Consider the following 23,974-nt stretch of genomic DNA (forward strand, 5'->3'; position numbering starts at 1 on the left):
GAAATGATTGCGCTTACATAAATTAAATTTCCTTACTATTATAGTTTTGCCGTTCCCCCAAACGCGTTTAAATATCCGAGGATTTCTCTACACAAATCCGTGTTGTTGTCCGTTTCAATTGAAATGTCCCCATTAGCCCGCTACTAACGGTCCATTTTTGAACCAACTATGTTAGTTGAAGTGAACATATCCGAATATCATAAGATGATAAAATGGACGAGCTGTGATCAAAACATACATACCTATCAAGGTTTCACAAAAATGATGTCACAAAACGGCCCGTTGCGATTGTTATATAGACATAAATACAAGGAGGTGAGCTCTTGCAGGCAACCATCCCCGGGGATCAACAGGATAAACACAGCCAGATCGAGCTGACCGTAGAACGCGTCAAGGCTGGTGAACAGCAGGCTTACGAAATCATTATTCGACAATTCGAGCGGCAGATGTACACCTACTGCTTCTATATTTTGAAGAATCATGAAGCCACAGAGGACGCGGTTCAGGACATATTCATCAGAGCCTATGAGCATCTTCATCAATACAGCAGACAGACCAGCTTCTCGGCATGGCTATACAAGATGGCCTATCATCACTTAATGAACATCAAAAGGAAACACAGCCGCTGGCTCAAACTGGTTCAGCAGGTCAAGGAACAAAAGTCAATCGCTCAGGTATCCCCTCATAAAAGTGTTATTGAAGAACTGTTGACTTATCTTACACCAGAAGAGCGCCATATTCTGCTACTGAAGGCTGTTGAGCAATACAGCTTTGAGGAGATTAGCAACATTATGGGCTTAAAGTCAGCAACCATCCGTAAAAAATACGAGCGGCTTCGGCGCAAGCTGCTGGACCAGAGAAGCAAAGGAGGACTTGTTAATGGACAAACATCCAACACCACCTTATGAGCGCGAAATGGACCGGTTGGAGAATTGGATCAATGAATCAGTCATGCCCAGAGGCAGTATGAGTGATCAAATTATGAAGGAGATTGAAAAAAGAGCCCTGCAAAGAAAGACGACGAAATCGAAATTTGCAAAACGGGCTGTTCTGGCGGCATCCGTAGTTGGCATATTAGGGACAGGAGTGGTAAGCGCCGGATTTGTATCACCCACGATGGCGGCCACACTCAAGCAAATTCCCGGAATTGGCAGTATTTTTTATGGATTGAGCTCGGATGAAATTCAGACTGCTGTAGATAAGGGCATTCTCAGTCATCCTAATGAAAGTGTGACTCATGACGGAATTACGCTGACATTAAGCGATGTTCTGTATGACGGTACACGCCTGTCTTTCTCCATTGAGCGTCAAGGCGAGAATATGCCGGAAACCTCTATGAATCCTTATATACCTATGGATGCCAAAACTGAAAATAGCGATGACGAATGGGTAAAAGCACATAAAGTGCCTGAGAAGGATCAGCTTAAGGGCTACCTTAAACGTCCAGAAGTACTGATAAATGACAAAAAAGTGGACTCTCAGCGATTCATGTTTGGGGATGATTCACGCAAAAATAATTCAGTTATAGGGGAATACATGCAGTTGGACTCCCTGCCAGATGAGTTTGATTTGACGGTCAGAACTTCAGTTACAGGTGTTGACGGGTCGTATGAATTTAAGGTTCCGGTAAAAGTGGACAACACCATGATTGCCGTTCAGCCGAATGAGACAAAGACCAGTGGCAGCTTCAGTTATACCGTGAAGGAACTGAACTCCACCTCAACAACGACTCGTCTAGTGCTGGACAGTACAGGTGAAGTGCCTGCTTCCCCGGAGCAAACGGGAGAGTATGCGCCAACGATGATGTATTACGATATTGTGGATGATCAGGGCAACGTTATTGAGCAACGCCAATTCGGTTATTTCTACAGTAAGCCTAGAACAAAATACCATGTGGATGAGCTGTATAATGCACTTAAGCCAAATACAAAATACGTGACGATTAAGCCTTTCACCTTGACCGTCAAGCCGGCTGATTGGAGTATTGTCGGTGAAGGCATGGGATCTGACGGCAAGCATAAAAGAGGAGATAAAACGTACATCAAGGAACTCGAAATGAAGATTCCCCTGAATAACTAATTAGAAATGATTCAAAAATACAGAAATTTCGCATAACACAAACTTCCGTGGAAGGAGCATATTATCCAATGCAACAGACAAGCTTTAAATTTACATTTCTAAAACAAGTATTACTTACAGCATCGGCTTTCGCAATATTGGGAACGGGAGCAGCATTACCAAAATTTATGTCCCCCATTGCAGTAGCCGCTAGTAACACGAAACCCGCACAAGCCGCTTCTTCCAAGCTTAGCCTGACGCAAAACGGGGTTACACTGAAACTTGGCGATGTGTCCTATGATGGCAAAATCCTGTCCTTCTCCATCGAACGGGAAGGCAAAAATTTGCCTAAGCAGGTCTTAAGTCCGTATATTCCAATGGACGCCAAAATAACTAATAAAAGTCTCAAAAAGCGCATGGTTCCTGAAAAAGATCAGAAAAAGGGCTATATCAAAATACCTGGGGTTCTGATAGAAGGGAACAAACTGAAAAGTTTTGGCATGTTTGGGGATAAAATATCCAAAAAAAATACGATAGAAGCTATATACAGTAAGCTGGATTCACTTCCAGACAGCTTTGAAATGACCGTCCAGGTAGGCGTTACCGGAATCAGCAAACCTTTTGAATTCAAAGTCCCTGTCAAAAAAGTCAACAAAGGTTCCTGAGAATCATGCCGAAGTGCTGATCAGCGGGAACAGACAGACCTTCAGTGATTCATGTATAGTGATGCTCTACATGAAAAGAATTCAGTTACAGGAGAGCTTACGCAGTAGGGCTCTCCTGTACAACACCAGGAGTGTTATATAGACGAATCAGACAAGGCAAAGTCGCCGTGATATTCAATGTATAGATTGGATATCACGGCTTCCGGAGAGGAGATATTCTAAAGTGCAACAGACAAACTCAAAATCCACATTTCTAAAACGGGTATTACTTACAACGTCGGCTTTCGCGATATTGGGATTAGGGGCAGCGATGCCAAAATTCATCTCCCCCATTGCAGCAGCAGCTACTGATGCAAAATCTGCGCAAGCCGCTTCTTCCAATCTGAGCCTGACGCAGGACGGGGTTACGCTGAAGCTTGGCGATGTGTTCTATGATGGCACACGCTTGTCCTTCTCCATCGAACGGGAAGGCAAAAATTTACCTGAGGGAGTCATGAGCCCATATATGCCAATAAACCCCAAAGGAACCAATGAAAAATTCAAAAAGCGCATGGTTCCTGAGAAAGATCAGAAGAAGGGCTATATCAAGACCCCCGAGGTTCTGGTAGACGGGAACAAATTGAAAAGCATCCATTCCATGTTTGGAGACAAAGTATCTCAAAAGAATGCCGTAGAAGCTGAATACAATCAGTTGGGTGCACTTCCAGACGAGTTTGAAATGACGATCCAGGTAGGGGTTACCGGAATCAGCAAGCCTTTTGAGTTTAAAGTCCCTGTTAAAAAGGACGGTAATATGGTGAGTATCAAGCCGAATAAAACCCAAAAGAGTGGGAAATTCAGTTACACAGTCAAACAGCTCGATATTACCTCCCATACAACCCGGCTGGTGCTGGATAGCGAAGGTCAAGTGCCTGCGTCTGCCAAGCAGACAGGAAAATACGCTCCATCCATGATGTATTATGACATTGTAGATGATCAGGGGAAAACGCTTCAGCAACGGAGAGTCGGCTTCTCAAATAGCAAGCCTAAAACGAAGTATCATATTGATGAACTGTACGGTGCTGTAGGCAGCAAACCCCGATATGTGACGATCAAACCGTATACATTTACAGTCGATCCCTCAAATTGGAGTATTGTCGGTCAAGGTAAGGGAGCTGACGGGAAATTTAAAAACGGCAATAAAACATACATTAAGGAACTCGAAATGAAGATTCCCGTGCCAGCCCAATAACATCAATGCAAGAAGCGAGCAAGCCTGAATGATTATCCAGGCTTGCTCGCTTTGTCTACTTTACACTAAGCCTTTCCTTCCTGGGCTTACTTTACTGGTTCTACTGGTTCTACTGGTTATACTGGTTATACAAGTATCAGAGTGGTCTCATTTATTGGCTCCCACTGCACCCGCACCAGAAAGATACATAAATATAAAAATATATAAATATATGAATATTATTACAGTAGCTTGTAAGTTTGTACAATATCGTTAAGGAAAGGTTTAGGCTATCCTTAATCTTGTATATATCCCAATTAGTGAGGGACAAATGAACTCAAATCGTCTCGGCTGGACTGATCTGTATGATAAAACACGACATCCCCGTCCTGTAAATGAAAGGTATGCCCGTACGGGTCTTTTATCTCTCTGCGGTAACCCTCCAGTAGCCACTGGTTCAACAGCGGGCCATTTATATACTGTAAATGTGGATGCTCAGCGTCCCCCTGACGCAGTGACTCCACATTAAAGCGGACGACGATAAAGCCCGTTTTCTTGAATATATCTGTATGCTCGTTTAGCTCCTGACGGCGACTGACTTCGCGCAAATTCGTGCCTTTGGTGACTGCGTACACATCAGCAGGCAGGCTATATTCGCCATACCAGCGCTGAATCGACGCATTAGCGCGATCCACGTTGACCCCATTCGGCAGGTCTGTCTTCGGACCAATCAAGGTACGCACAGCCGCAGGCAGCACCAGCCAGTCGTAGCGTCCAACCCAGGTCCTGCTGCGTGCAATACGCTGGGCATACAGAGAAACATAGCGTTCCAGTGTCAACTGGCTTTGTTGTGCTTCACTCAGCTCATGCTTGTATTGGTAGGCTGCCGTGTCCTGCATTTCCTCCATCGGCACATTGCGCAGCCGTTCATTCAAAATAACATATCGCTTTTCCCGGTCCTCCGCCGATCCCAAACGGATAAATTTTCGACTGCCGGAATGTGTATACAGATCTACCTCTTCCCGCTGTCGCCCATCTTTGCTCACCCAATAGAACGATGGCGTGATGCGAATACCATCCTTGGCGCTAAACATATTCCCTTTGGTCTTGAGGTCAAACTTGAAATGATAGCCTGTCTTGACCGCCACATTTGTATAACCTTCATATGGGTGACTGCCAGGGCGAACGGGCAAGGTGAATGGCTCCGGGTTCCCTCTAGGCAACCCGTCAATATTGCCAAGCCCCGTCCAATAGGACAGACCGCTATGCGTTGGACTTCCTTTTCGCTGCCGAAATACCCGCTCCCAATGGTAATCGGCAATATCCGTGATATGAAAATCGTACATCCGTCCGATGACCTCAATATTCACCACATCATTGGCTACATGATGGGCGATATCCGTGTTGGCATGGCGCTGTTCGGTGAACCCGTCCGGTGCATTTTCGGCAATGGTACGGAACTCTACTGTATAGTTGCCTTCATCCACCCATACGGGCAAATAAAAGTCTGTGTCGAGCTGCAGCACCGGAATGTCGATCCAGGTACCTCGTGGATAAAATAGTGTCTTTCCTTTGTCGTACACATCGAACGGAAATCTCACCTGCTTGGTTCGTACATATTTGGCATACTCCCGATCACCATAGCCAGGAATGTTCAAATGCGGACCTGCTGTCGAGATCGTCACCCGGAAAGGGCGCTCCAAAATAAGCGCGGATCGTCCCTTCGTAGGTTGGGTTTTCTGATTATGAGCAGCATCGTCCGACACACTAGACAGATTCACTACGGGAGTGTGGACAGTCACTGTATTGATTCCCTGTATCGGGAACGTTTTATCCGCACCTCCATTGATATTTCCCTTGAGAATAGCGTAAGTGATGTCACCGCTGCTGGGCGTATTGGACTTATTTATCTTATGCTTATCAATCACATGATTCGGACTGTACAGCACATCCGGCCCAATCGCTCCGGAAGAGGGTATAACGCCTGGCTTAGGGCCATTCACCTTGACGCGCTCCGGATTCATAATGATTTTATTTTCAAAGGTCAGAGTATCGTTCTCCACTTCGATTTCCTTTACGGCCCCTTCTGCCTTGGATTTCAGTGCACTGCGGTCATCAGGCACACTTGGCTTGCTGCTGCCACCGTTTTTGCTACGGCTGCCGCCATCCACTGTCCCGGGTGCAGGGGGCGGATAAAAATTGCCCTGAGTCGCTGCAACATAGGAAGGGGGTGTATAGGATTGCGGACGCAGGGTGATTGTTTCATTAGGTAACGCATAATTTCGGAGCGTAGCCTCCTTGATGCCATACACCTCCAAATTGTCTATCGCCCAATATGAATACAGACGAACGATTTGGTAAGTGTAGGTTCGCTTCACCGTCTCACTCCGCCGAGATTTTTTCTTAGGCCGCCAGGTCAACCGATATTCCCGTTTTACGTTAACCGTATATGTACACTGGCCTGTCATGTTCATAAACTTATGTTGAAAAAGGTATCTCTTCGCTTGCACATGACCGTATAGGCTTTCAGATGTAGGAATACCTTTGGATACGTCAAATTGTTCACTACCACGCTGGTCTGCTTTGATAACGGCAGATACTGTCGGGTCCAGTTCGGTAGTTTCCAAGCGCAGACCTGGAACGGGGCGGGAGCAGACAACACCTTTTGTTGGCTGTTCATTATCTTGGCAATCTGAGGGTGCTCCCTCTTGGCTTTCTCCAGGCTTAGGACAGCCCTGAGCTTCTTTGTAATACAAATAAGCGGTAAACTGCTCAAAAGAACCGTCATAGGTAAATCCGGGTACAATTCCTGGCAATATATCTCCGCTTGGCGGTTTACCTGTCGTGCTTTTTTTATAACCCACATACTCATATTTCGGGTTGGTTGGCGGGTTGAAATCATACGGCTGATCAGCTTTTAGCTCATCCTCTATTGGTGTGAATACGTTGTTAAGTGATTTACCATCAGTGGTAAAATGCTTGACGATTAGACCACTCTCCAGTTCAATCTTGAACAGGATGGGCTGGTAGATACGGTACGCTTCTACTTCCTTTGCGCAGGTGGGGCAACTCTCTTCCTTGATATCTTTGGCTATGACTTCCGCATTAAGCATCATGTTTACTGTAATTGGAATAATGGTGGAGTCCGTTCCAACCCCCTCTATTTGATAGGAACGAATATCGTCCTTCACTGTGCCTTTACTTATGTAACGTACGTATTCTTCATAGCTATCAGAACGAGATTTCTCAAAATATTTGATATAGTCAGGGTTCAGTTTGTTGTTCTCATCATTAGGTTTATAAAGTGATGCTTCAACACTTTTTATTTTTCTACCCGGGAAACTAAATTTGTAAGTAAAAGTAGCCTCACCATGCATCCCTTTTCCAGGCTGTTTACCACCGTTTGTGACCCACGTCCCTGCGATATTCTTCCACATATCGAAATACATCATACCGACAAAGTAACGATTATTCTTGTCTGCATAGTAGGACAGCGGAGTAATTTCTGTATTGGCTGCCGCCTTATTAATGGGAAAAGAAAAAGGTGGGAGCTGCAACAAAAGCAGTACCCCCACCAGCAATACGGCCAGAATGCGTTCAGTTTTCCCCATGTCTTAATTACCTTTCCACGGGTTAACCATTATTGGGATGTAGTCTCTCGACGCGAGATCAAAACCAATATACTCAATGTCTTGCAGCTTAAAGGTTTTATAATCCTTGTTGCTATAAAGGTTAGCGTCAGCGTACGAATATATTTTGTAATAGAGCATCTTTGTACCGTCTCCATTATCTTGCGTCATTTCATCTAGTGCAGGGCGAAGGCGCACATCCTTATTTTTAGTCAAGTAAAAAAGGCTGCCTGCTGTAGATTTTGTTTTGGCCCGCACTTTCAGGTATGGAACTCCCTTTGGACTCGTATAAGGCTCGACTGAATAAATATCGCGCAACAACTTAATAGGCAAGTCGGACAGTTTAAAGATCACTACTTTGTCATACGGCTGACCGACAACATTGTTTAGAAGACCAGGCATTGTGCCAATCGCCTTCTTATAAGGCTCAATACTCACCGCCTTATGCCCCGTATCCTCCAGCGCAGCAATTTCCTTCTTCCCAATCCAGACCCAGCGGCTGACCTTATCCCACTCTACCGTTTGCCCCAGACCCTCACTTACCAACCGCAGCGGCACAAAAGTACGGTTTTGCTTCAAAATAATCTTTGTCTCATACGTTTTGGTCTGTCCATCCACGGTAGCGGTATTTTGACCCACTGTCATGTTAACGGCATGTGCATCATTTTTAATCGACACAGCCAATTGACCGCCTGTTTTCTCCCAGCCTACCTTAGCCCCTAGCGCTTCGGATACAAAACGAATCGGAACCATCACATAATCGTTACTATCCTGAAAAGGTTTGGCATCTGGAAACTGTATTTTTTTCGCGTTTAACAAAACTTCAATGGGTTTGGTGCTGCTTGCTGCCTCCGTCGTTGGAATCGTACTTGTCGCGCCCCATAGCAACGTGACTGCGGTCAAACTCAACATCCATTTTTTCACACTCATCTCTCTATCCCCTTTGTCAGCTTAAACTTTAAACTATGTATATCATCTCTAATCTCATAAACTTATCGCATCCCCACTTTCGGAAAATACTGGATACAACTTATATATTATAGGGTTTCCCTATTACAAAATCTATAAGAAAAACTTCTAATACAAAGCATTCCAAACAAATAGACTCTATTGAGCACCCCCTCCCCCCTAAATCCATAGAACTGACTCTTTAAAAAGTTTTATATTTCCGCAAAATCTCAACAAAAAAGGGCTGCCTCTCCCCTATAAAGGAAGAAACAGCCCGTGTGCTTCACGCGCAACAAAACTATGAATATATCAGATCATACCACCATATGGATTATTCCAGCATCATCCAATATTTCTTACATCATAAATCATACCGGCCTAAAAATCAAACGTTACTTTTCTCTCACGTAACATTTCAAAGATCATTCATGTATACCTGGACTTCCAGCTTGATAGAGCTGCTCATACACCTCTTTATTGACCATTCTAAGCCCAAACAATCTGCGGATACGCTGTCCCGGCTTGGCCTTGAAGGTCACCGTCGCTTGATCCTTCCCCTCCAGATATGCAGCCGGAATAGCGGCATTAACGTTGTAAAACTTATCAGCCTCATCAAAACCTTCACTAAAAAGCTCAAGCAGATGACCGTTAATCAAAATATCAAAACCGCAGTTAGGCATTTCCAGCGTAGCTGTGTAGGTAATGACCAACAGCATCAGAGCAGATGGATCTGTATTTAAATCAAAAGAAAACCAGCCATCAATTCCCGCATTCCGGTAAGGTCGATTATTCACATATCCGGTGCGAGTCGAAGCATCTCCCTGGAAGTTATGATCCCGCTCCGGCTGCATTTCTCCGGGTTGGGCAAAATCAATCGTACACTGCTCCAGAATCGCCAGCTTTTCGCGTGCCGCTGTGTATTCCTGTTCCGCCTCCTGCCAAGCTCCCTTCGTAAAAATGTCCCAGTATACGGAATACGTACGGTCATGCATTTTATACAGAGGAGACAATTCCACATCCCGGGGATGCCCTGCATTCAAGGTACAAAACGTATTCGTCTTGCCTTCCACGGGCTGTATCCAGGCATCTAGCTCCTCCGTTAGAGGAATGAATACGGGTGTGTACAGGAAATCCTTGGCTTTAGGATCTTCTAAGGGTCCCAAGTCGCCTGCCAGCACCAGCGGTCCATACATGACAGCTACCCGACCCGGGTTATCCGGCATCTGCTCCAGCCTCAGCGACATCGGAATTGTCACCTCTACAACATCACCATCAATCCATGTTCTGGCGATAGAGACAAAGCTGTCCGGTTCCGATAAGACCAATTGTTCCTTGCCATTTACCCGAATGGTAATTCCTTGTTTAGCCCAATATGGATAGCGGATGAGTAGCGTAAATGGAGCTGGTTGATCGCATTGAATCTCCAGCGTCGTATGATCCGTCTCTGGATAGGAAGTGTTTTGTTTTAGCGTAACGCCTCTGTCCTTCCATTCCAGCGTGGAGGCAATGAACTGATTGACATACAGCTTATCGTGATCGTGAAAATAAATGCCGCTGCCGTAGCTCGCATGGTTTTCCATCCCTGTGCCGACACAGCACGTAAAATCGTCAAATTGGCTTTCAAAATGCTTGTGCCCGCCCATCGCCAGCGACAGAAAATACGTTACGCCCCCGTGAACCGGGTCCTGCGAAGCCAAAATATGATTGAATAGACCTCGCTCATAAAAGTCCGCTTCCTTGGCGGAAGCATTCCATTGAAACAGATGATTGGTCAGCTTAAGCATGTTATAGGTATTGCACGTCTCCGTCGTATGAGGCCCGATGCGATCATTCAAGCCATCTGGCGCTCCAAAATATTCTCCAAAGCTATTCCCGCCAATAACATACGAATGATGATCCACCACCCGCTCCCAAAAAAACTCCACCGTCTCTCGGCGCTTCGTGTCATTCGTGAGCTCATATTCCTTGGCAAGCCCGATCAGCTTCGGAATCTGTGTATTGGCGTGAATGCCCTGCAAACAGTCTTCCTGCGAGCTAAGTGGGTTCAGCACCAGCTTGTGCCAAAAGCACTCAGCCAGCCGCAAGTAGCGCTCTTCCCCGGTATCCGCATACAAGTCTGCCAATACCTCATTCATGCCTCCATATTCGCAAAACATCATCTGCTGCATCTGCTCATCGCTCATCGGCTTCATAATTCCTTCGAGCCAGTCTGCCAGCTTACGCTCCACATCTAATGCCTTATTACAGCCTGTCAAATGGTACGCATCCCGCAGGCCAGCGAATAACTTGTGTAGTGTATACAAGGGGGCCCAGGCACCGTTCAGGTCAAAGCCCTTCGAGCGAATATTTCCAGCAGACACCTCTTCAAAAAGTTCCTTTCCCCCTGGAATACCGGATACATATCCGTCACCATGCGCCGCCTGACAAACGTCTAGTTCATCCGTAATGTAATGTGCGATTTCTTTAAAACGCTCATCGCCTGTTGAAGCATACATCATGGAGCAAGCGGACAAATAATGTCCCAGTGTATGACCGGAAATAGTCATCGCTTCCCAGCCTTCATATTGAGGCGCTTTGGGCGTAAGTCCGGCATATTCCCGAAAACGCGCCAGCAGGCGGTCTGGTTGAAGCTCCAACAGATAAGATCGGTTCAGCTCCATCGCTTGTTTGAAGGGACCTTCAGCCAATACCACCTCGTTCAGTGCGAACGGCCTTGCTTTCATATGGGCTTTTGCTTTAAGAGTCACTTTCCGTTCCTCCTTTAAGGCGAATTTGGGATAAAAAACGCATACCAGACACAACGAGCCGTTACGCGCCACTGCCAGAGGTTTGCCCCCACTGCTGGTACAGCTGCATTCTCGCCTCTGTAATGCCGGGATGAAACTGAATCAGCGCATGCTTCCGTGCAAAATGGACCTCACGGATCGCCTCCTGTACCCGCTGTTCTCCGCCTGTTCCGCCGAGTCCAGCGGCATGGAGCATAGAAGCGGCGGCTAATCGACCTTGGGCCATCGCGACCAGCCCGCTTTCGATGCCGGTAATATTGCCGGCAACGTACAGCCCTTTGAGCGAGGTTTCCATTCGCTCACCATGCAGTGGAACATGCCCGCCTAGCTCAGGGCTGTACACGAATTTGCACCCGGCTACCGCCGCCAGCTCAGCGAGCGGATACAAGCCGCCGCTCAGCGCCACGAAGTCGGCGGGTTCGACGCGCTCGCTGCCGGGAATAGGCGAGCCGTCCGGTTTAACGTGGACCAGGGTCACGGATTCGACCCGGTCCTGCCCGTTGACGGACAGCACCGCCGTCCGCAACCGGATCGGGATATCCCACAGACGGAAGCCTCTGTGGGGATAGCAGCACGCGATGAGTTTCTCCATCCGCATCGCAGCTGCCAGCTTGCCGCCGGCGCGCATCCAGGCGGCCGGGGCCAGCCCCGACAGCTGAAGCAGTAGCTTGGCGGAGGCTGTCGGATCTGCCGCCGCACCAGCCAGCGGATTAGCACACGGCAGTGTAATCGCCGCCACCTTCACTCCGGCGACGGACAGCTCGCGGGCAATCGCCATCGACAATACGTTCATGCCTACTATGATGCCGCGTTCTCCCGGCTTGACGTAATGAACATTGGTCATCACCTGCGCAGCCCCGATGGACATTACGCCGGGCAATGTCCAACCATCCAGCGGAACGGGAATTTCGGCAGCTCCAGTCGCCAGCAATACGTAATCGGCAGTGAACAATCCACAGGAAGTGGAAATTTCCCACGTCGTTGTATATTCCATACCATGTACGGAAACGCCGCAGCGAATGTCTACCCTAAGTTCCCTGCAACGGGTAATCAACTCATCCGAAACGTGTTTTCCAACCCACCAGCATTGACTGCCTTCCTCATGATATTGCCCGGGCATACGTCCACCCGGCTCTGTAAACTCATCCAGTACCGTGACTGGCAATCCTTGCTCAGCAGCCGATACCGCTGCGGACAATCCGGCGGGACCCGCCCCAATGACGATGAGATGCGCCATTTCATTCATGTCACAATTCTCCCTGTGATTTCATTCGAAAGCTGCCGTCCGGTTTCCACCACCATACCTTCCTCCAGCTTGGTCAGGCAGGAACGGACGGTACCGAACGGATGAACCGTTAGGCGGCATTCGTTACAATGCCCAATGGCACAGTATACACCTCTGCCCGTACCGGATTCCTCATGCCTTCTCAGCAAACGGACACCGCTGGCCAGCAGTGCTGCTGCCAATGGCTCTCCAGCCAATCCCTGCATGGGACGACCGTCAAAAATAAAAGATACCTGCCGCCGTTCCGGCTTTGGTCCCAAAATAGGATGATTTACAATACGCATGCGGCTCATAAAGAACCTCCCTCTGCTAGCTGCCCGAACGTTATGGGACGCACGGGAGGCCTTTGGGATAACAGCTCCGCCTCCCGGCGGGCGGCAGGAACCTGATTGTAAAACCATGACTCCACCAATTGTCGGCATACCCTACCCTGACATGCCCCCATCGTCACCCGTGTAGTCATTTTAAGCTGGCGCACGGTGTCCGCGCCCATGCGGCAGGCCTGCTCCATCTGTGCGATACTCACTTCTTCGCAGCGACATACGAGCAAATGACCTGATGCACTCCCAATCGTCTCACTTCGTCCCGTCGCCCGTTTACTCATAGCTAATCGCGCAGGTTTTAATCGCTGAATAAAAGTCCAGCGCCGCCTGGCCCTGCTCCCGGGTATGTGAGCTGGATTGCTTCAGACCGCCGAACGGAGCCTGGTATTCAACACCAGCCGTCTCCTGATTAACCCGGACCATACCGGCGTTCGCCTCATCCAGAAACCGGTGAGCCAGCCGTAAATCGCGGGTGAATAGAGAGGCGCTTAATCCATAAATAGAGTCATTGCACAGTCGAATCGCATCCTCGAAGTCGTCCGCCTGCACGACCCCCATCACAGGCCCAAAAATCTCCTCCTGAATCAAAGGATGGGACGAATTCAGTCCAGTCGCGACCAGTGGACGCACATAATACCCGTTCTCCGTCCCGGCGGTGGCTCCGCCTTCAGCCAAAATGTCGGCTTCCCGGCGGGCGAGTGATATATAGGACATGACCTTCTCATACTGACCTGCGGATGCCAGAGGTCCAAGATACGCACTGGGGTCCAGTGCAGGGGCAATCTGGATTTTTTCCACCGCTTGGCGTAAGGCTTCCATGAACGTCTCATAGACAGACTGTTCCACAATTACCCGGCTGGTGGCCGTGCATTTTTGCCCGGCTGAACGGAAAGCTCCGCTGGCAATCATCGCCACCGCCTGTGCTACATCCGCGTCCTTCAGCACAATGGCGGCATTTTTACCGCCCATTTCGGTCTGGTACTTGATATTACGGCGTGCGCACCGTCCCGCAATGCCCAAACCTGTAGCAGTAGAACCCGTGAAGCTGACCGCATCCAGTACCGGATGCTCCAGTAAGGCATCGCCAATGCGGTTACCTTGCCCAATGACTAAGTTCAGTACACCGGGCGGAAGCTGCACCGACTCGAATAGCTCGGCGACCCGTACTGCCGTTAATGAAGCATGTTCGGCAGGCTTCCAGATGACCGTGTTTCCGCACAAGAGTGCAGGGGCGATTTTCCATAGCGGAATAGCTACCGGAAAATTCCACGGCGTAATGACAGCCGTTACACCCAGCGGAATGCGCTTCGTGTACTGGAGCACTCCCGGCTCATTCGAAGGAATGACTGTACCGATGGAACGTACGCCCTCTGCCGCATAGTACCGGAGCAGATGGACACCTCGCATGACCTCTCCGCGCATCTCGGTAATCGGCTTGCCCATCTCTCGGCTAGCCAGTTCAGCCAATTCAGGTAATGCTGCCTCTAGTAACCCGGCTGCTTTGAACAGATAAGCTCCCCGCGCTGCAGGACTTAAAGCAGCCCAGCCCGCCTGAGCCAGCCGTGCCGCATCCCCGGCCTGTGTAATATCGCCCGTCTCTGAAAAATGGACGACTCCCACCTCCTCCTTCAAGGCCGAAGGATTGTGAACCACCATTTCCTCGCCGGAAGGGCTCAGCCACTCACCGCCGATCCAATTTCGGCTCTCCATCGTCTTCACCTCCATTCAGGATGATACTTCGCTTGGACGAACCGCCACCTCAAATGCTTCGCGAATGCGGTCATAATCCGATTGCGGCAGCGCAAGTCTGGGCGGACGTGTCGGGCCGACCGGAAATCCAGCCAGCTCCATCATATATTTGATAGACTGTACTAATTGTGGGCTGGCATCATAGTGGAACAGCGGCAGCAGCCTGCGATACAACGCGGACGCTTCCGCCATATTGCCCGCCTGCGCAAGACGGAACAGCTCTACCCCTTCCTTGGGCAGCGCATTCGGTACCCCCGAAATCCAACCTGTCGCGCCGAATAACGCCCCCTCCATCGCCAGATTATCTACTCCGACCATGACCTCCAGCTCTGTTTGGGCCAAAATAGCGTGAATACGCCGTACATCACCGGAAAATTCCTTGACTGCTACGATATTTTCAATTCGCGACAAGTCCGCAAGAATATCTGGAGTCAAGTCAACCTTGTAATCATGGGGGTTGTTATACGCAATGATCGGCAGGCCCACCTCCGATAATGCTTCATAATGGGCCGTTACCTCGTGAGGCAGTGGATTGTAATTAATGGGCGGCAGTGCCATGACACCCGCAGCCCCTGCATCCTTCGCATGCTGAATCCAATGCACCACCTGTTTGGTGGACGGAGCTGCCGAGCCGACAACAACCGGGACACGCCCTGCCGCAGCGTCAATTACGGTATGCACAACCTGCGACCGTTCCTCCGGGGACAAAGCCGCATATTCTCCCAGCGATCCCGTAGGAACCAGTCCGCTAATGCCGCTTGCAATCAGATGCTCGCACAGCTCGGTCAGACGCTTATGGTCTACCTCCAGCTCTGCCGTGAACGGTGTAACCAAGGCCACATATACACCTTCAAAACGTGCCATATGCTTACCCACCCTTTCCCATCTTTATTTTCAAATTCAGCATTCGGGAATAATGTAAAATGCTCACATCAGCAAAAAACCTTCTTTAAGCGGGTCCTCGGGGTCCAACACAAATTGATGATGTCCCGTCACCCAAGCCGAGCCTGTAATTTGTGGAATGACTGCCGGATAAGGACCTATCTGCGTCTCGCCCACGATTTCAGCCCGGAACATGGAGCCTGTGATGCTTTCATGTACAAACGGCTCATGTAAGCCCAGTTTTCCCTTGGCGTGCAGCACCGCTACCTTGGCCGAGGTTCCTGTACCACAAGGAGAACGATCGATCCCTCCCGGTGGGATGACGACGACGTTGCGGCAATCGGCCTGCGGAGCCACAGGCTCCCCGTAAAATTCAATATGTGTCAATCCTTGAATAACCGGATTCTCAGGATGTACTACCTCAACAACAGCATTCACTGCCTCCCGAATCTGCACTGCTGTTTGTACAATTTTGGCCCCATTGCTCTGCTCCAGTGCAAGACCGATGGAAGCCGCCTCTACAATGCCGTAAAAGTTGCCTCCATACGCAATATCCAGCGTGACTTGCCCGATACCCTCTACCTGGACCTTCACCTCACGGCGGTACACAAAAGAAGGGATGTTTGTGAACGTTACTTGTCGCACCTTGCCCGCATCCACCTCCAGCCTCACTTGAACCGGGCCTGCCGGAGTGTCCAGCAATATCGATTTTTTATCCGCAGCAATCAGCCCGCCTTCCATCAGCGCTGTACATACTCCAATCGTATCGTGACCGCACATCGGTAAATAGCCGCCAGTCTCTATAAAGACCACCCCCATATCTGCACCTGGATGACAAGGTTCTGTTAAAATGCAGCCAGACATCACCTCATGCCCTCGCGGCTCGAACATCAGCAGACGGCGAAAATCATCATGATGTGCTGCCATATAAGTCATTTTTTCCAGCATCGTGTGACCTACCAGCTTAGGCGCGCCGTGAATGACCGTCCGCGTCGGATTGCCTCCCGTATGGGTATCAATGGTAGTAATTCTGCCCGTTACACTCATCCGGTTACCTCCCCGTGAACCTCGTGGCTGGTAAAAGCCTTGCCAAATCGGTCATATCGCAACGGCTCCACCGGAATGCAAGTGGATTCACCCCGTACCATTTCAGTCACCAGCTTCCCCGTCACCGCCGCAAGACTAATGCCATCCCCCTCATGACCAGAAGCGATATACAGCCCCGGTACTTCGTCCACTGCTGATACAATCGGCAAATGATCAGGTGTCCATGGACGTAAGCCGGTATACGCCCGCATCAGCGGTACATTCGCTAAAGCAGGAAAAAAGCGAATGGCTCTGCGGGCGATTAAGCGAATCACTTGCTGATCGACACCTGTGTCCATACCGACAAACTGACGGCTGCTGCCGATCAAAATATTTTGGGATGCGGTTGGCTCGAATACCAGCGCTACACCGTATTTTTCATAAAGCTCATCCACACTCCGCTGACCGCCAAACTTGCTCATCAGATAGCCGAACTCCATTACCTTGCGGTTCCCAATGGAAGGCATTCGGGCCGACACCAGTATATGCCCTTTACGCGGCATGATCGGAAGGTCCAAACCGAGTGAATGACCGATGCTGCGTGTCCACACACCTGCCGCCAATACCACTGCACCTGCATGGATAACGCCATTGGGCGTCTCTACCCCGCAGACGTTCCCCCCTTCATCCTTAAGGACAGATTGTATCGGTGTGCGGGGCAGTAGCCTCGCTCCCATAAGACACGCGGCCCTGGCTAGTGCATACGTCATCAACACCGGATTTACAGTGGAATCTGTCGCACACTCCAGTCCGCCCGGCAAATCTTTCGCTAAATGCGGCCATTCCTCTCGCAAATCCTGCTGATCCAGCATGCGAAACTGGAGTCCTTCCTGCTGCTGACGGGTTACCCATTGCTCAGCCGCCTGCATCTCCCGATCGTTTTCACAGACCAGAATACTGCCAGGCGCACGATACTCGAACTCATCCTCCAGTTCTCTAGCCAGCTCTGCCACCAGCTCCTGCGATACCAACGACATTCGACTGTCAAACCCGGGCTCTTTATCGATTGCCAATATATTTCCATCACAACGGGACGAAGTGCCTCCAGCAATCTCCCCTCGCTCAGCCAGCACGACCTTCATACCGGTCTTAGCCACATAATAAGCGATGGCTGTACCGATGATTCCACCGCCTACAATGACCAGATCCGCGGCATCCTGTTTCATTCGCTTCCCCTCCCTTCGACCGTTTTAATCTGTTTGAGAGGTATTCTTTACAGCTTAATCGTAAAGCTTTGTGTCACAGGCTTGCTCAGCTCATCATAATCCCGCAGCTGTACGGTAAACGTATACGTCTTGTTGCCTGCTCCGCTGTCTGCTGTTCCGCTAATCGTTCCTGTAAAGCGGTCCAGTGTGAAGCCTGCGGGCAGTTGACCGCCTGTCACCGTCCAATCGTAAAACGGTACGCCTCCCTTGGCCTCCAGCTTGGCCGTGTATGTTTTGCCTTTGACGGGTGCAGGCAATTCCTTTGTCATGATTTCTGGCGCGAGGAAAGGAGTCAGGTCCTTACGCAGCGGCCAGCCTGCTTTTTCTGCTACCAGTAGCGAAAGCTTCGTGTTCATCCAACGCCGGGTCGGAAACAGATGGCGCCAGCCTCCATTTTGACCGCTCAATCTGTCGACTTCTGCAAGCTCTCCAGAGAGATGATAGCTGTCGTCCAGCGCGGCTGGTCTGTGCTGATAAGCCATAATATCCGGGTCATTGCCCGCCACTTCCTTCAGCGCTTTGACACCCGGGAATGTGTCGCTGAATACAATCGCATGACCGAATTCATGCATGATCAGCCCATGCACATCCGTCACTTTGGACAGATCGGATTGATACCATTCTTCATCGTCCACGGATGTGAATGGAATCGCATCATCATAGAAATCCAGAATCAAACTATAGGAACGGTTCAGGTTCCCCGGGACGGTCACACCGTTACGTGTATGATAATTGCCATTCGTGGCTGGAAAGCCCGTAGAATAAGGCCCGTTCAGCCCTCTCATAAACACCCACATGCCTTTATAGGGTTTGTCATTCGTCACCTGTATTTCATTTTGCCAATCGTCTCCTGGCAGATGGTTTACCTCCGCGTTGGCAGGAACCTCATCGAACGGCGCCAGATCAAAGAAATAGAACCAGTCCTTTACCGCCAGCTCTGCGGCCTTTTTGGTATCCGCATCATTGAAATAAGGCCTGATCGTATCGAATCTGTAGTCAAAATGGAGGGGGACGGTGGGCTCTTTATTATCGTCCTGATCCAACACGCGAATCGGAATGGACTGAGTAGTCGTGTGACCATCATTTCCGGCAAACGGACATAGACAGCGTATAGTTCTCTATTTCACCGTTTCCTCCAATCCGGTCAGGATGGATGGCTAGCCGAAAATCTTTTTCCTCCTGTGCATTGGCAAAAGTCAGCGTTTTGCTTGCACCTTGCGCCGACAACGTACTTGGCAGATCCATCATCAGCCGGGACGTGCCCTGCGCATTTAACGTAACCGTTAACGGAAAAGCAGCATCCGCTGGCGGCATCACTTTTAGCTTCACATACGGGTTGGCTAGATACCCTTGCCAATCAACCAGATCTATACCATAATCGTTCACCGTCCGACTAAAGATGTCGATGACTTTTACATCCGACTCCGCTTCGGCATAAGCCGTCTGTTGCCCAGGAATAGCTGGTGTCAAAGCCACTATGAGAGAAGCTGCCAGCGCAGTCAGCCATATTTTCACATGCCTTTTTTGCGTGTTCATTCGATCCCTCCATCTCGTTTTTCGGATGACTTGCAGACCAGATCAATTGAACTGGAAAGTTACTTTCTTACAATAAAATCAGCTCTTTCGGTGAGGAGGTCAGTACCTGTACACCGTCATCTGTGATCAGCACATCGTCCTCAATCCGAACCCCGCCGAAGCCTGGAATATAAATGCCCGGTTCCACAGTAAGGACATGACCTGGTATGAGCACAGATTTACTTTCGCGGGACAGCCGTACCTGCTCATGAATTTCGAGACCAAAGCCGTGACCCAGACCGTGACCAAACTGCTCCCCATAGCCGTAAGAGGCAATCACATCCCGCCCCAGACTGTCTCCCTCCCGACCGCTTAAGCCGGGGCGAAGTCCTGCAATCGTCTTCAGATTTGCTTCCAGCACAATGGCATACAATTTCTCATGTTGTTCTGAGGGCTGGCCTACGAATACGGTACGCGTGATATCGGATAGATAACCACGCACATTTGCGCCAAAATCCATTGTGACGAACTCGTTCTGACCAATTTCCTTGTCACTGGCCAGTCCGTGCGGCAGCGCCGAACGCTCGCCTGAAGCGACAATGAACGCAAAACCGCCTGATTCCGCGCCTGCGAGCCGGAGCTGATATTCCAGTTCCGCCGCAATCCTCCGCTCTGTAACCCCAGGCTGAATATAATTCAGCACCTCCGTGAAGGCAGCATCGGTAATACGCGCAGCTTCGCTAATGGTGCGAATCTCTTCATCGTCCTTCACATCGCGCAGCCGTTCAATGACATCCTCCGTTTGCACGTACTCCAACGAGCCCAGCGCGGCTTGAAGCTGTCCCGACTGTTGAAGCGAGACATGTCGGCTCTCCAAACCCAGTCTATGGACACCCAATTTACTTGTGAGATCAGCCACGGTGTGGAAGATTTGCGCCTCATGCCGAATCACTGAATATTCCACTGCCTGATCTGTTGCCTGCATCATATAGCGGAAATCCGTCACTAAAAAAGCCTCTTCCTGCGTAACAAGCACAATTCCAGCGGAGCCTGTAAATCCGGTCATATATCTTCGATTAGGCCCATGTGTAATAAGCAGTGCATCTATCCCTAGAGCCGGGAATTCCGAGCGTAACCGGGCCAGTCTGCCTGGAACACCCTGTAACGGTTTTGTCTTTTGACTCTCTTCCTCTTTCACTCGTACGCCTCCTTATTCCACATCTCTTTTCAGGGCATATGCCTTAGAACACTCTCTCCACTTGCTTTGAACACATGTATGCTCTTCTCGCTGCCGCTTTCCCGTAAGTCCTGCGCCCAATTCTCCGTCTCTTTTTCAAGCACATCAGCGCGTCCCAGCTTCCTTTAGCCTTTAATCCCTGTCAATGTGATGCCTTCGATAAAATAGCGTTGTCCGATAAAAAATATCAGGACGATGGGAGCCAAAATCGTGCTGGAAGCCGCCATCAGGTAAGGCCAGTTGGTATTGTTCAATCCCCGGAAAGTCGCCAGCCCCAGCGCTAGCGTAAAATGCTTTTCGTCACTTAAGTAAATAATCGGGCCCAAAAAATCGTTCCACACATCAATAAATGTAAATATTCCGATCACGATCAATGCAGGCGAAGATAAAGGAATAATGACGCGCCATAGAACAGTCAGAGGCGTACCTCCGTCCATATAAGCCGCTTCGTCCAAATCGCGTGGAATCGTCAGCATGAATTGTCGCATCAAGAAGATGTTAAACGCCCCTCCACCAAACCATGCAGGAACAATCAGCGGCAGAAATGTATTCAGCCCGCCCAACTCACGCCACATCACGAAAGTGGGAATCAGTGTCACCGCGTAAGGCAGCATCATCGACCCGATCAGCAGGGAAAAAATCAGATTGCGTCCAGGCCAGCGCAGACGGGCAAAGGTAAATGCCGATACAATTGAGGTCAACATCACTCCTGCCAGCACACATACCTCAATCATGAACGTATTCATAAAATACCTGCCGAACGGTACCGAAGTCAGCGCTTCCGGGTAATTGCTCCATTGAAAAGGAGAGGGTATCCACTCTGGCGGGAACACGAAAATTTGGGATGTCCCCATCAGGGAGCTGCGAATGAGCCATACGAATGGCAACAGCATTAAAACACTACCTATAATTAAAACGACATACAGTACAACACGGCTGATTGGGAATGGTTTGGAACGGGTGGCGGTAGCAGGACTTCGGGAGCGTTCAGGCTGTGGCAACGGATGTTGTGGTGTTTCTAAAGGATTGACAGAAGAAGTGACCTGATTCATGAACGTTCCCCTCCTTCATAGTGAACCCACTTTTTGGATGTGGAGAAAATCAGAACCGTTAGCACCATGATGACGAAAAATAAGATCCAGGCCAGCGCTGAGGCGTAGCCGATTTTAGTCTCCGTAAAGGCTGTACGCCACAAGTAGAACACATAGAACAGGGTTGAATTGTTAGGTCCCCCGTTGGTCATAACATACGCCTGATTGAAGGCCTGAAAGGTGCTGATTAAAGACATGACCAGATTGAAAAAGATGGTCGGTGTCATCGAAGGAATGGTAATGTGAAAAAATTTATGCCACCTATTGCCGCCGTCTACCTCAGCTGCTTCATACAGATGGGTGGGAACCGACTGAAGTCCCGCCAAAAAGATAATGACCGTGTTCCCGATCCCCCAGGTGCTCATCATAATCAGCGAGGGTATTGCAGTGCTCTCGTCATAAATCCATTTGCTCCCTGGCAGTCCAACGCCCTCCAGCAGCGAATTTAACAGACCAAAATCCGGGTTGAACATCCATAGCCACAGCATCGTGTTGGCAATACTCGGCACAATGGTAGGTAAATAATAAATCGTACGGAACACCGACAAACCCTTCACCTTTTGATTTAATAACAGCGCAATGATAAAAGCTGCCGCCAAGCCTAGAGGTACGCTGCCCAGTGCATAATATGTGGTCACGAACATGGATTGGGAAAAGGTAGCATCCTCGGTCAAAATGGTTCGATAATTGTCCAATCCGATAAAGGTCATCTGTCCGCCAATCGTCCAATCGGTTAAGCTGAATACGAACGAGGCTGCGATCGGTCCAATTGTAAATATCATTAATCCGAGGATGGCAGGAAGCGCGAATAGCAGACCCCAGTTTCGCTCCATGCGCATCATTCCTGATTTTGGTCGCTTCATGGGCTGTTCTCCTTTCGCAGCTGTCCCGCCGCATTATTCATCCGGGTATACCCCTTGAAGCAATGGCTGAATGATGGGCTCCAGTTCATCCAGCGCCTGCTGCGGCGTCTTCTTGTTCGTCCAAATCAGATCCAGCCCTGGGGTCAGCTTGGAACCGATATCAGGCCAGTTGCGAAGGGTCGAAGTGGACGGCTTGATCGCATAATCTCTGGCATACTCAATGCCAGCCTTTTGAAATTCCGGTGGGTGTGCGGCATTATTAGTCCATGACTGGATGGCCTGCTCATCGGTATAATATTTTTCCTCGATAGGCATCCACAGACCGGACTTGAACAAATCCACCTTTTCGGGATTGTTATGGTACAAATAAAATTCGAGCGCTTCCCTCGGATGCTTGGTGCTCTGGAAAATGACCGTGGCTCCCGCAACGATCATCGTTTTGAGCTCTTTTAGCTTCGGCAGAACGCCGATACTCCATTGCAGTTGCTTGTTGTTCGAAAAATCGAGCAGGGACCATGTCCCGTCCACCACCATGGCGACCTTTCTTGTCTGAAGCCGAATCGTATTGGACGGCATGTCCTGCTGCTGGATCAAATCAGGAGAAACATGCTCCTTGAAAACCAGATCCTGCAACTTCTGAAATACCTCCACCGACTCAGGACTGTTCAGGGTGTACTTCTTGCCTGTTTTATCAGTCAAACCTCCACCGTTGCTCGCTAAAAGCGGCCCCCAGGAGCTGCGGTCATTGCCGAAGGCAAAGCCGTATTGCACAATATTTTTCGGATCAAATCCACTGTCTCCTGGATGCTTGCCGTTCTGATCCTTGGTCAGCTTTTTGGCAATTTCCAGAAATTCATCCCATGCCCACGCTTTTTGAGGATCAGCCGGAGGGACGGGTACCCCTGCTTCTGTAAACAACTCCTTGTTGTAAAATAACTGCATCACTTCCAATGCGGTGTAATTTCCGATAGACTTGCCGGGTTCGCTGTAGAGATAGGAGGATTTGAGCTTGTTTTTTAATTCGGGATATTCGTCATAATAAGAGGATAAATCCAGGAGTCTGCCTTCACTTGCCCATTTCATCGTGAGGGAATCGCCCAGGTAGGCGATATCAGGAAGCTGATTGGCAGCCATTAACGTGTTAATTTTCGTCGTGTAGTCACCAGGGACATGCTCGCCCTTCACCCGGATGTTCGGATGCGATGCATTAAAGCTTTGAATCATTTTTTCCATCGCCTGCTTCTCGTCATTGCTTCCCCAGTACATGAACTTGAGTTCAACCGCATTGGGATTAGCCGGTTCACCAGCGTTACCACCGCAAGCCGTCAGCCCTGTCAACATCGCCGTCATCACGAGAGCCATCCATGTCCGTAACCTTCGTTTCAGCAAATCAACCGGCCCCTTCCTGAACTGGTTTCTCCTTACAAGCCTATTATGCGCCG

At 49.5% G+C, this 23,974-nt stretch carries 20 protein-coding genes; 4 read left to right on the plus strand and 16 right to left on the minus strand.

The window, feature by feature from the left end:
- The first annotated feature begins 323 nt into the window (after positions 1-323).
- The 4 genes from NLX74_RS17155 (at position 324) to NLX74_RS17170 (ending at position 3,954) form a co-directional block, all read left to right on the plus strand.
- Positions 324-908, plus strand: a complete 585-nt coding sequence (locus tag NLX74_RS17155) for an RNA polymerase sigma factor (protein WP_235307469.1) — start codon at positions 324-326, stop codon at positions 906-908.
- Positions 880-2,079, plus strand: coding sequence for a DUF4179 domain-containing protein (locus NLX74_RS17160; protein ID WP_254329412.1), 1,200 nt, complete (start codon positions 880-882; stop codon positions 2,077-2,079). The genes NLX74_RS17155 and NLX74_RS17160 overlap by 29 nt, the downstream gene beginning before the upstream one ends.
- A 68-nt stretch (positions 2,080-2,147) precedes the next feature.
- Positions 2,148-2,723: a hypothetical protein gene (locus tag NLX74_RS17165; RefSeq protein WP_254329413.1), complete on the plus strand. Its 576-nt coding sequence runs from the start codon at positions 2,148-2,150 to the stop codon at positions 2,721-2,723.
- Positions 2,724-2,946: 223 nt separating this feature from the next.
- Positions 2,947-3,954 carry a DUF5643 domain-containing protein gene (locus NLX74_RS17170; protein ID WP_235307466.1) on the plus strand — a complete coding sequence of 336 codons (1,008 nt, stop codon included), beginning with the start codon at positions 2,947-2,949 and terminating at the stop codon, positions 3,952-3,954.
- A gap of 296 nt (positions 3,955-4,250) precedes the next feature.
- On the opposite strand, the gene NLX74_RS17175 is transcribed toward NLX74_RS17170, so the two are convergent.
- The 16 genes from NLX74_RS17175 to NLX74_RS17250 all read right to left on the minus strand — a co-directional run bounded on the left by NLX74_RS17175 (position 4,251) and on the right by NLX74_RS17250 (position 23,921).
- Complete coding sequence (locus NLX74_RS17175) at positions 4,251-7,544, minus strand: DUF5704 domain-containing protein (RefSeq protein ID WP_254329414.1); 3,294 nt, start codon at positions 7,542-7,544, stop codon at positions 4,251-4,253.
- A 3-nt stretch (positions 7,545-7,547) separates the two neighbouring features.
- Positions 7,548-8,492, minus strand: a complete 945-nt coding sequence (locus tag NLX74_RS17180; RefSeq protein WP_254329415.1) for a copper amine oxidase N-terminal domain-containing protein — start codon at positions 8,490-8,492, stop codon at positions 7,548-7,550.
- A gap of 440 nt (positions 8,493-8,932) precedes the next feature.
- Positions 8,933-11,233, minus strand: a complete 2,301-nt coding sequence (locus tag NLX74_RS17185) for a glycoside hydrolase family 127 protein (protein WP_254329444.1) — start codon at positions 11,231-11,233, stop codon at positions 8,933-8,935.
- Positions 11,234-11,318: 85 nt separating this feature from the next.
- The gene (locus NLX74_RS17190) at positions 11,319-12,542 is read right to left on the minus strand and encodes an NAD(P)/FAD-dependent oxidoreductase (RefSeq protein ID WP_254329416.1); all 1,224 of its coding nucleotides are present in this window, start codon (positions 12,540-12,542) and stop codon (positions 11,319-11,321) included.
- Positions 12,539-12,874, minus strand: coding sequence for a (2Fe-2S)-binding protein (locus NLX74_RS17195; protein ID WP_254329417.1), 336 nt, complete (start codon positions 12,872-12,874; stop codon positions 12,539-12,541). The genes NLX74_RS17190 and NLX74_RS17195 overlap by 4 nt, the downstream gene beginning before the upstream one ends.
- Positions 12,871-13,185, minus strand: a complete 315-nt coding sequence (locus tag NLX74_RS17200; RefSeq protein WP_254329418.1) for a (2Fe-2S)-binding protein — start codon at positions 13,183-13,185, stop codon at positions 12,871-12,873. Before NLX74_RS17200 ends, NLX74_RS17195 begins: the two co-directional genes overlap by 4 nt.
- Positions 13,178-14,614, minus strand: a complete 1,437-nt coding sequence (locus tag NLX74_RS17205; RefSeq protein ID WP_254329419.1) for an aldehyde dehydrogenase family protein — start codon at positions 14,612-14,614, stop codon at positions 13,178-13,180. The genes NLX74_RS17200 and NLX74_RS17205 overlap by 8 nt, the downstream gene beginning before the upstream one ends.
- A 15-nt stretch (positions 14,615-14,629) precedes the next feature.
- The gene (locus tag NLX74_RS17210; protein WP_254329420.1) at positions 14,630-15,517 is read right to left on the minus strand and encodes a dihydrodipicolinate synthase family protein; all 888 of its coding nucleotides are present in this window, start codon (positions 15,515-15,517) and stop codon (positions 14,630-14,632) included.
- A gap of 63 nt (positions 15,518-15,580) precedes the next feature.
- Positions 15,581-16,582, minus strand: coding sequence for a proline racemase family protein (locus NLX74_RS17215; protein WP_254329421.1), 1,002 nt, complete (start codon positions 16,580-16,582; stop codon positions 15,581-15,583).
- Complete coding sequence (locus tag NLX74_RS17220) at positions 16,579-17,787, minus strand: NAD(P)/FAD-dependent oxidoreductase (RefSeq protein WP_254329422.1); 1,209 nt, start codon at positions 17,785-17,787, stop codon at positions 16,579-16,581. Before NLX74_RS17220 ends, NLX74_RS17215 begins: the two co-directional genes overlap by 4 nt.
- Before the next feature lie 47 nt (positions 17,788-17,834).
- The gene (locus NLX74_RS17225; protein WP_254329423.1) at positions 17,835-18,869 is read right to left on the minus strand and encodes an Ig domain-containing protein; all 1,035 of its coding nucleotides are present in this window, start codon (positions 18,867-18,869) and stop codon (positions 17,835-17,837) included.
- A 37-nt stretch (positions 18,870-18,906) separates the two neighbouring features.
- Entirely contained in the window at positions 18,907-19,362 is a 456-nt protein-coding gene (locus tag NLX74_RS17230) for a hypothetical protein (RefSeq protein ID WP_254329424.1), read from the minus strand.
- A gap of 67 nt (positions 19,363-19,429) precedes the next feature.
- Entirely contained in the window at positions 19,430-20,539 is a 1,110-nt protein-coding gene (locus NLX74_RS17235) for a M24 family metallopeptidase (protein WP_254329425.1), read from the minus strand.
- Between the two features lie 164 nt (positions 20,540-20,703).
- Complete coding sequence (locus NLX74_RS17240; protein ID WP_254329426.1) at positions 20,704-21,630, minus strand: carbohydrate ABC transporter permease; 927 nt, start codon at positions 21,628-21,630, stop codon at positions 20,704-20,706.
- On the minus strand, positions 21,627-22,532 hold the full coding sequence (locus NLX74_RS17245) for a carbohydrate ABC transporter permease (RefSeq protein WP_235307454.1): 906 nt from the start codon (positions 22,530-22,532) through the stop codon (positions 21,627-21,629). The genes NLX74_RS17240 and NLX74_RS17245 overlap by 4 nt, the downstream gene beginning before the upstream one ends.
- 33 nt (positions 22,533-22,565) lie before the next feature.
- On the minus strand, positions 22,566-23,921 hold the full coding sequence (locus tag NLX74_RS17250) for an ABC transporter substrate-binding protein (protein WP_254329427.1): 1,356 nt from the start codon (positions 23,919-23,921) through the stop codon (positions 22,566-22,568).
- Positions 23,922-23,974 lie beyond the last annotated feature (53 nt).

The sequence above is a fragment of the Paenibacillus sp. MZ03-122A genome, from assembly GCF_024213325.1.
GTDB classification, from domain to species: domain Bacteria; phylum Bacillota; class Bacilli; order Paenibacillales; family Paenibacillaceae; genus Paenibacillus; species Paenibacillus polymyxa_B.

Bases quoted from the DNA above. Each gene is read 5' to 3' on its own strand.
- NLX74_RS17160 (WP_254329412.1), top strand. From the start codon at position 880: ATGGACAAACATCCAACACCACCTTATGAGCGCGAAATGGACCGGTTG.
- NLX74_RS17165 (WP_254329413.1), top strand. From the start codon at position 2,148: ATGCAACAGACAAGCTTTAAATTTACATTTCTAAAACAAGTATTACTT.
- NLX74_RS17175 (WP_254329414.1), bottom strand. From the start codon at position 7,544: ATGGGGAAAACTGAACGCATTCTGGCCGTATTGCTGGTGGGGGTACTG.
- NLX74_RS17180 (WP_254329415.1), bottom strand. From the start codon at position 8,492: ATGAGTGTGAAAAAATGGATGTTGAGTTTGACCGCAGTCACGTTGCTA.
- NLX74_RS17185 (WP_254329444.1), bottom strand. From the start codon at position 11,233: ATGAAAGCAAGGCCGTTCGCACTGAACGAGGTGGTATTGGCTGAAGGT.
- NLX74_RS17190 (WP_254329416.1), bottom strand. From the start codon at position 12,542: ATGAATGAAATGGCGCATCTCATCGTCATTGGGGCGGGTCCCGCCGGA.
- NLX74_RS17195 (WP_254329417.1), bottom strand. From the start codon at position 12,874: ATGAGCCGCATGCGTATTGTAAATCATCCTATTTTGGGACCAAAGCCG.
- NLX74_RS17200 (WP_254329418.1), bottom strand. From the start codon at position 13,185: ATGAGTAAACGGGCGACGGGACGAAGTGAGACGATTGGGAGTGCATCA.
- NLX74_RS17205 (WP_254329419.1), bottom strand. From the start codon at position 14,614: ATGGAGAGCCGAAATTGGATCGGCGGTGAGTGGCTGAGCCCTTCCGGC.
- NLX74_RS17210 (WP_254329420.1), bottom strand. From the start codon at position 15,517: ATGGCACGTTTTGAAGGTGTATATGTGGCCTTGGTTACACCGTTCACG.
- NLX74_RS17215 (WP_254329421.1), bottom strand. From the start codon at position 16,582: ATGAGTGTAACGGGCAGAATTACTACCATTGATACCCATACGGGAGGC.
- NLX74_RS17220 (WP_254329422.1), bottom strand. From the start codon at position 17,787: ATGAAACAGGATGCCGCGGATCTGGTCATTGTAGGCGGTGGAATCATC.
- NLX74_RS17230 (WP_254329424.1), bottom strand. From the start codon at position 19,362: ATGAACACGCAAAAAAGGCATGTGAAAATATGGCTGACTGCGCTGGCA.
- NLX74_RS17240 (WP_254329426.1), bottom strand. From the start codon at position 21,630: ATGAATCAGGTCACTTCTTCTGTCAATCCTTTAGAAACACCACAACAT.
- NLX74_RS17245 (WP_235307454.1), bottom strand. From the start codon at position 22,532: ATGAAGCGACCAAAATCAGGAATGATGCGCATGGAGCGAAACTGGGGT.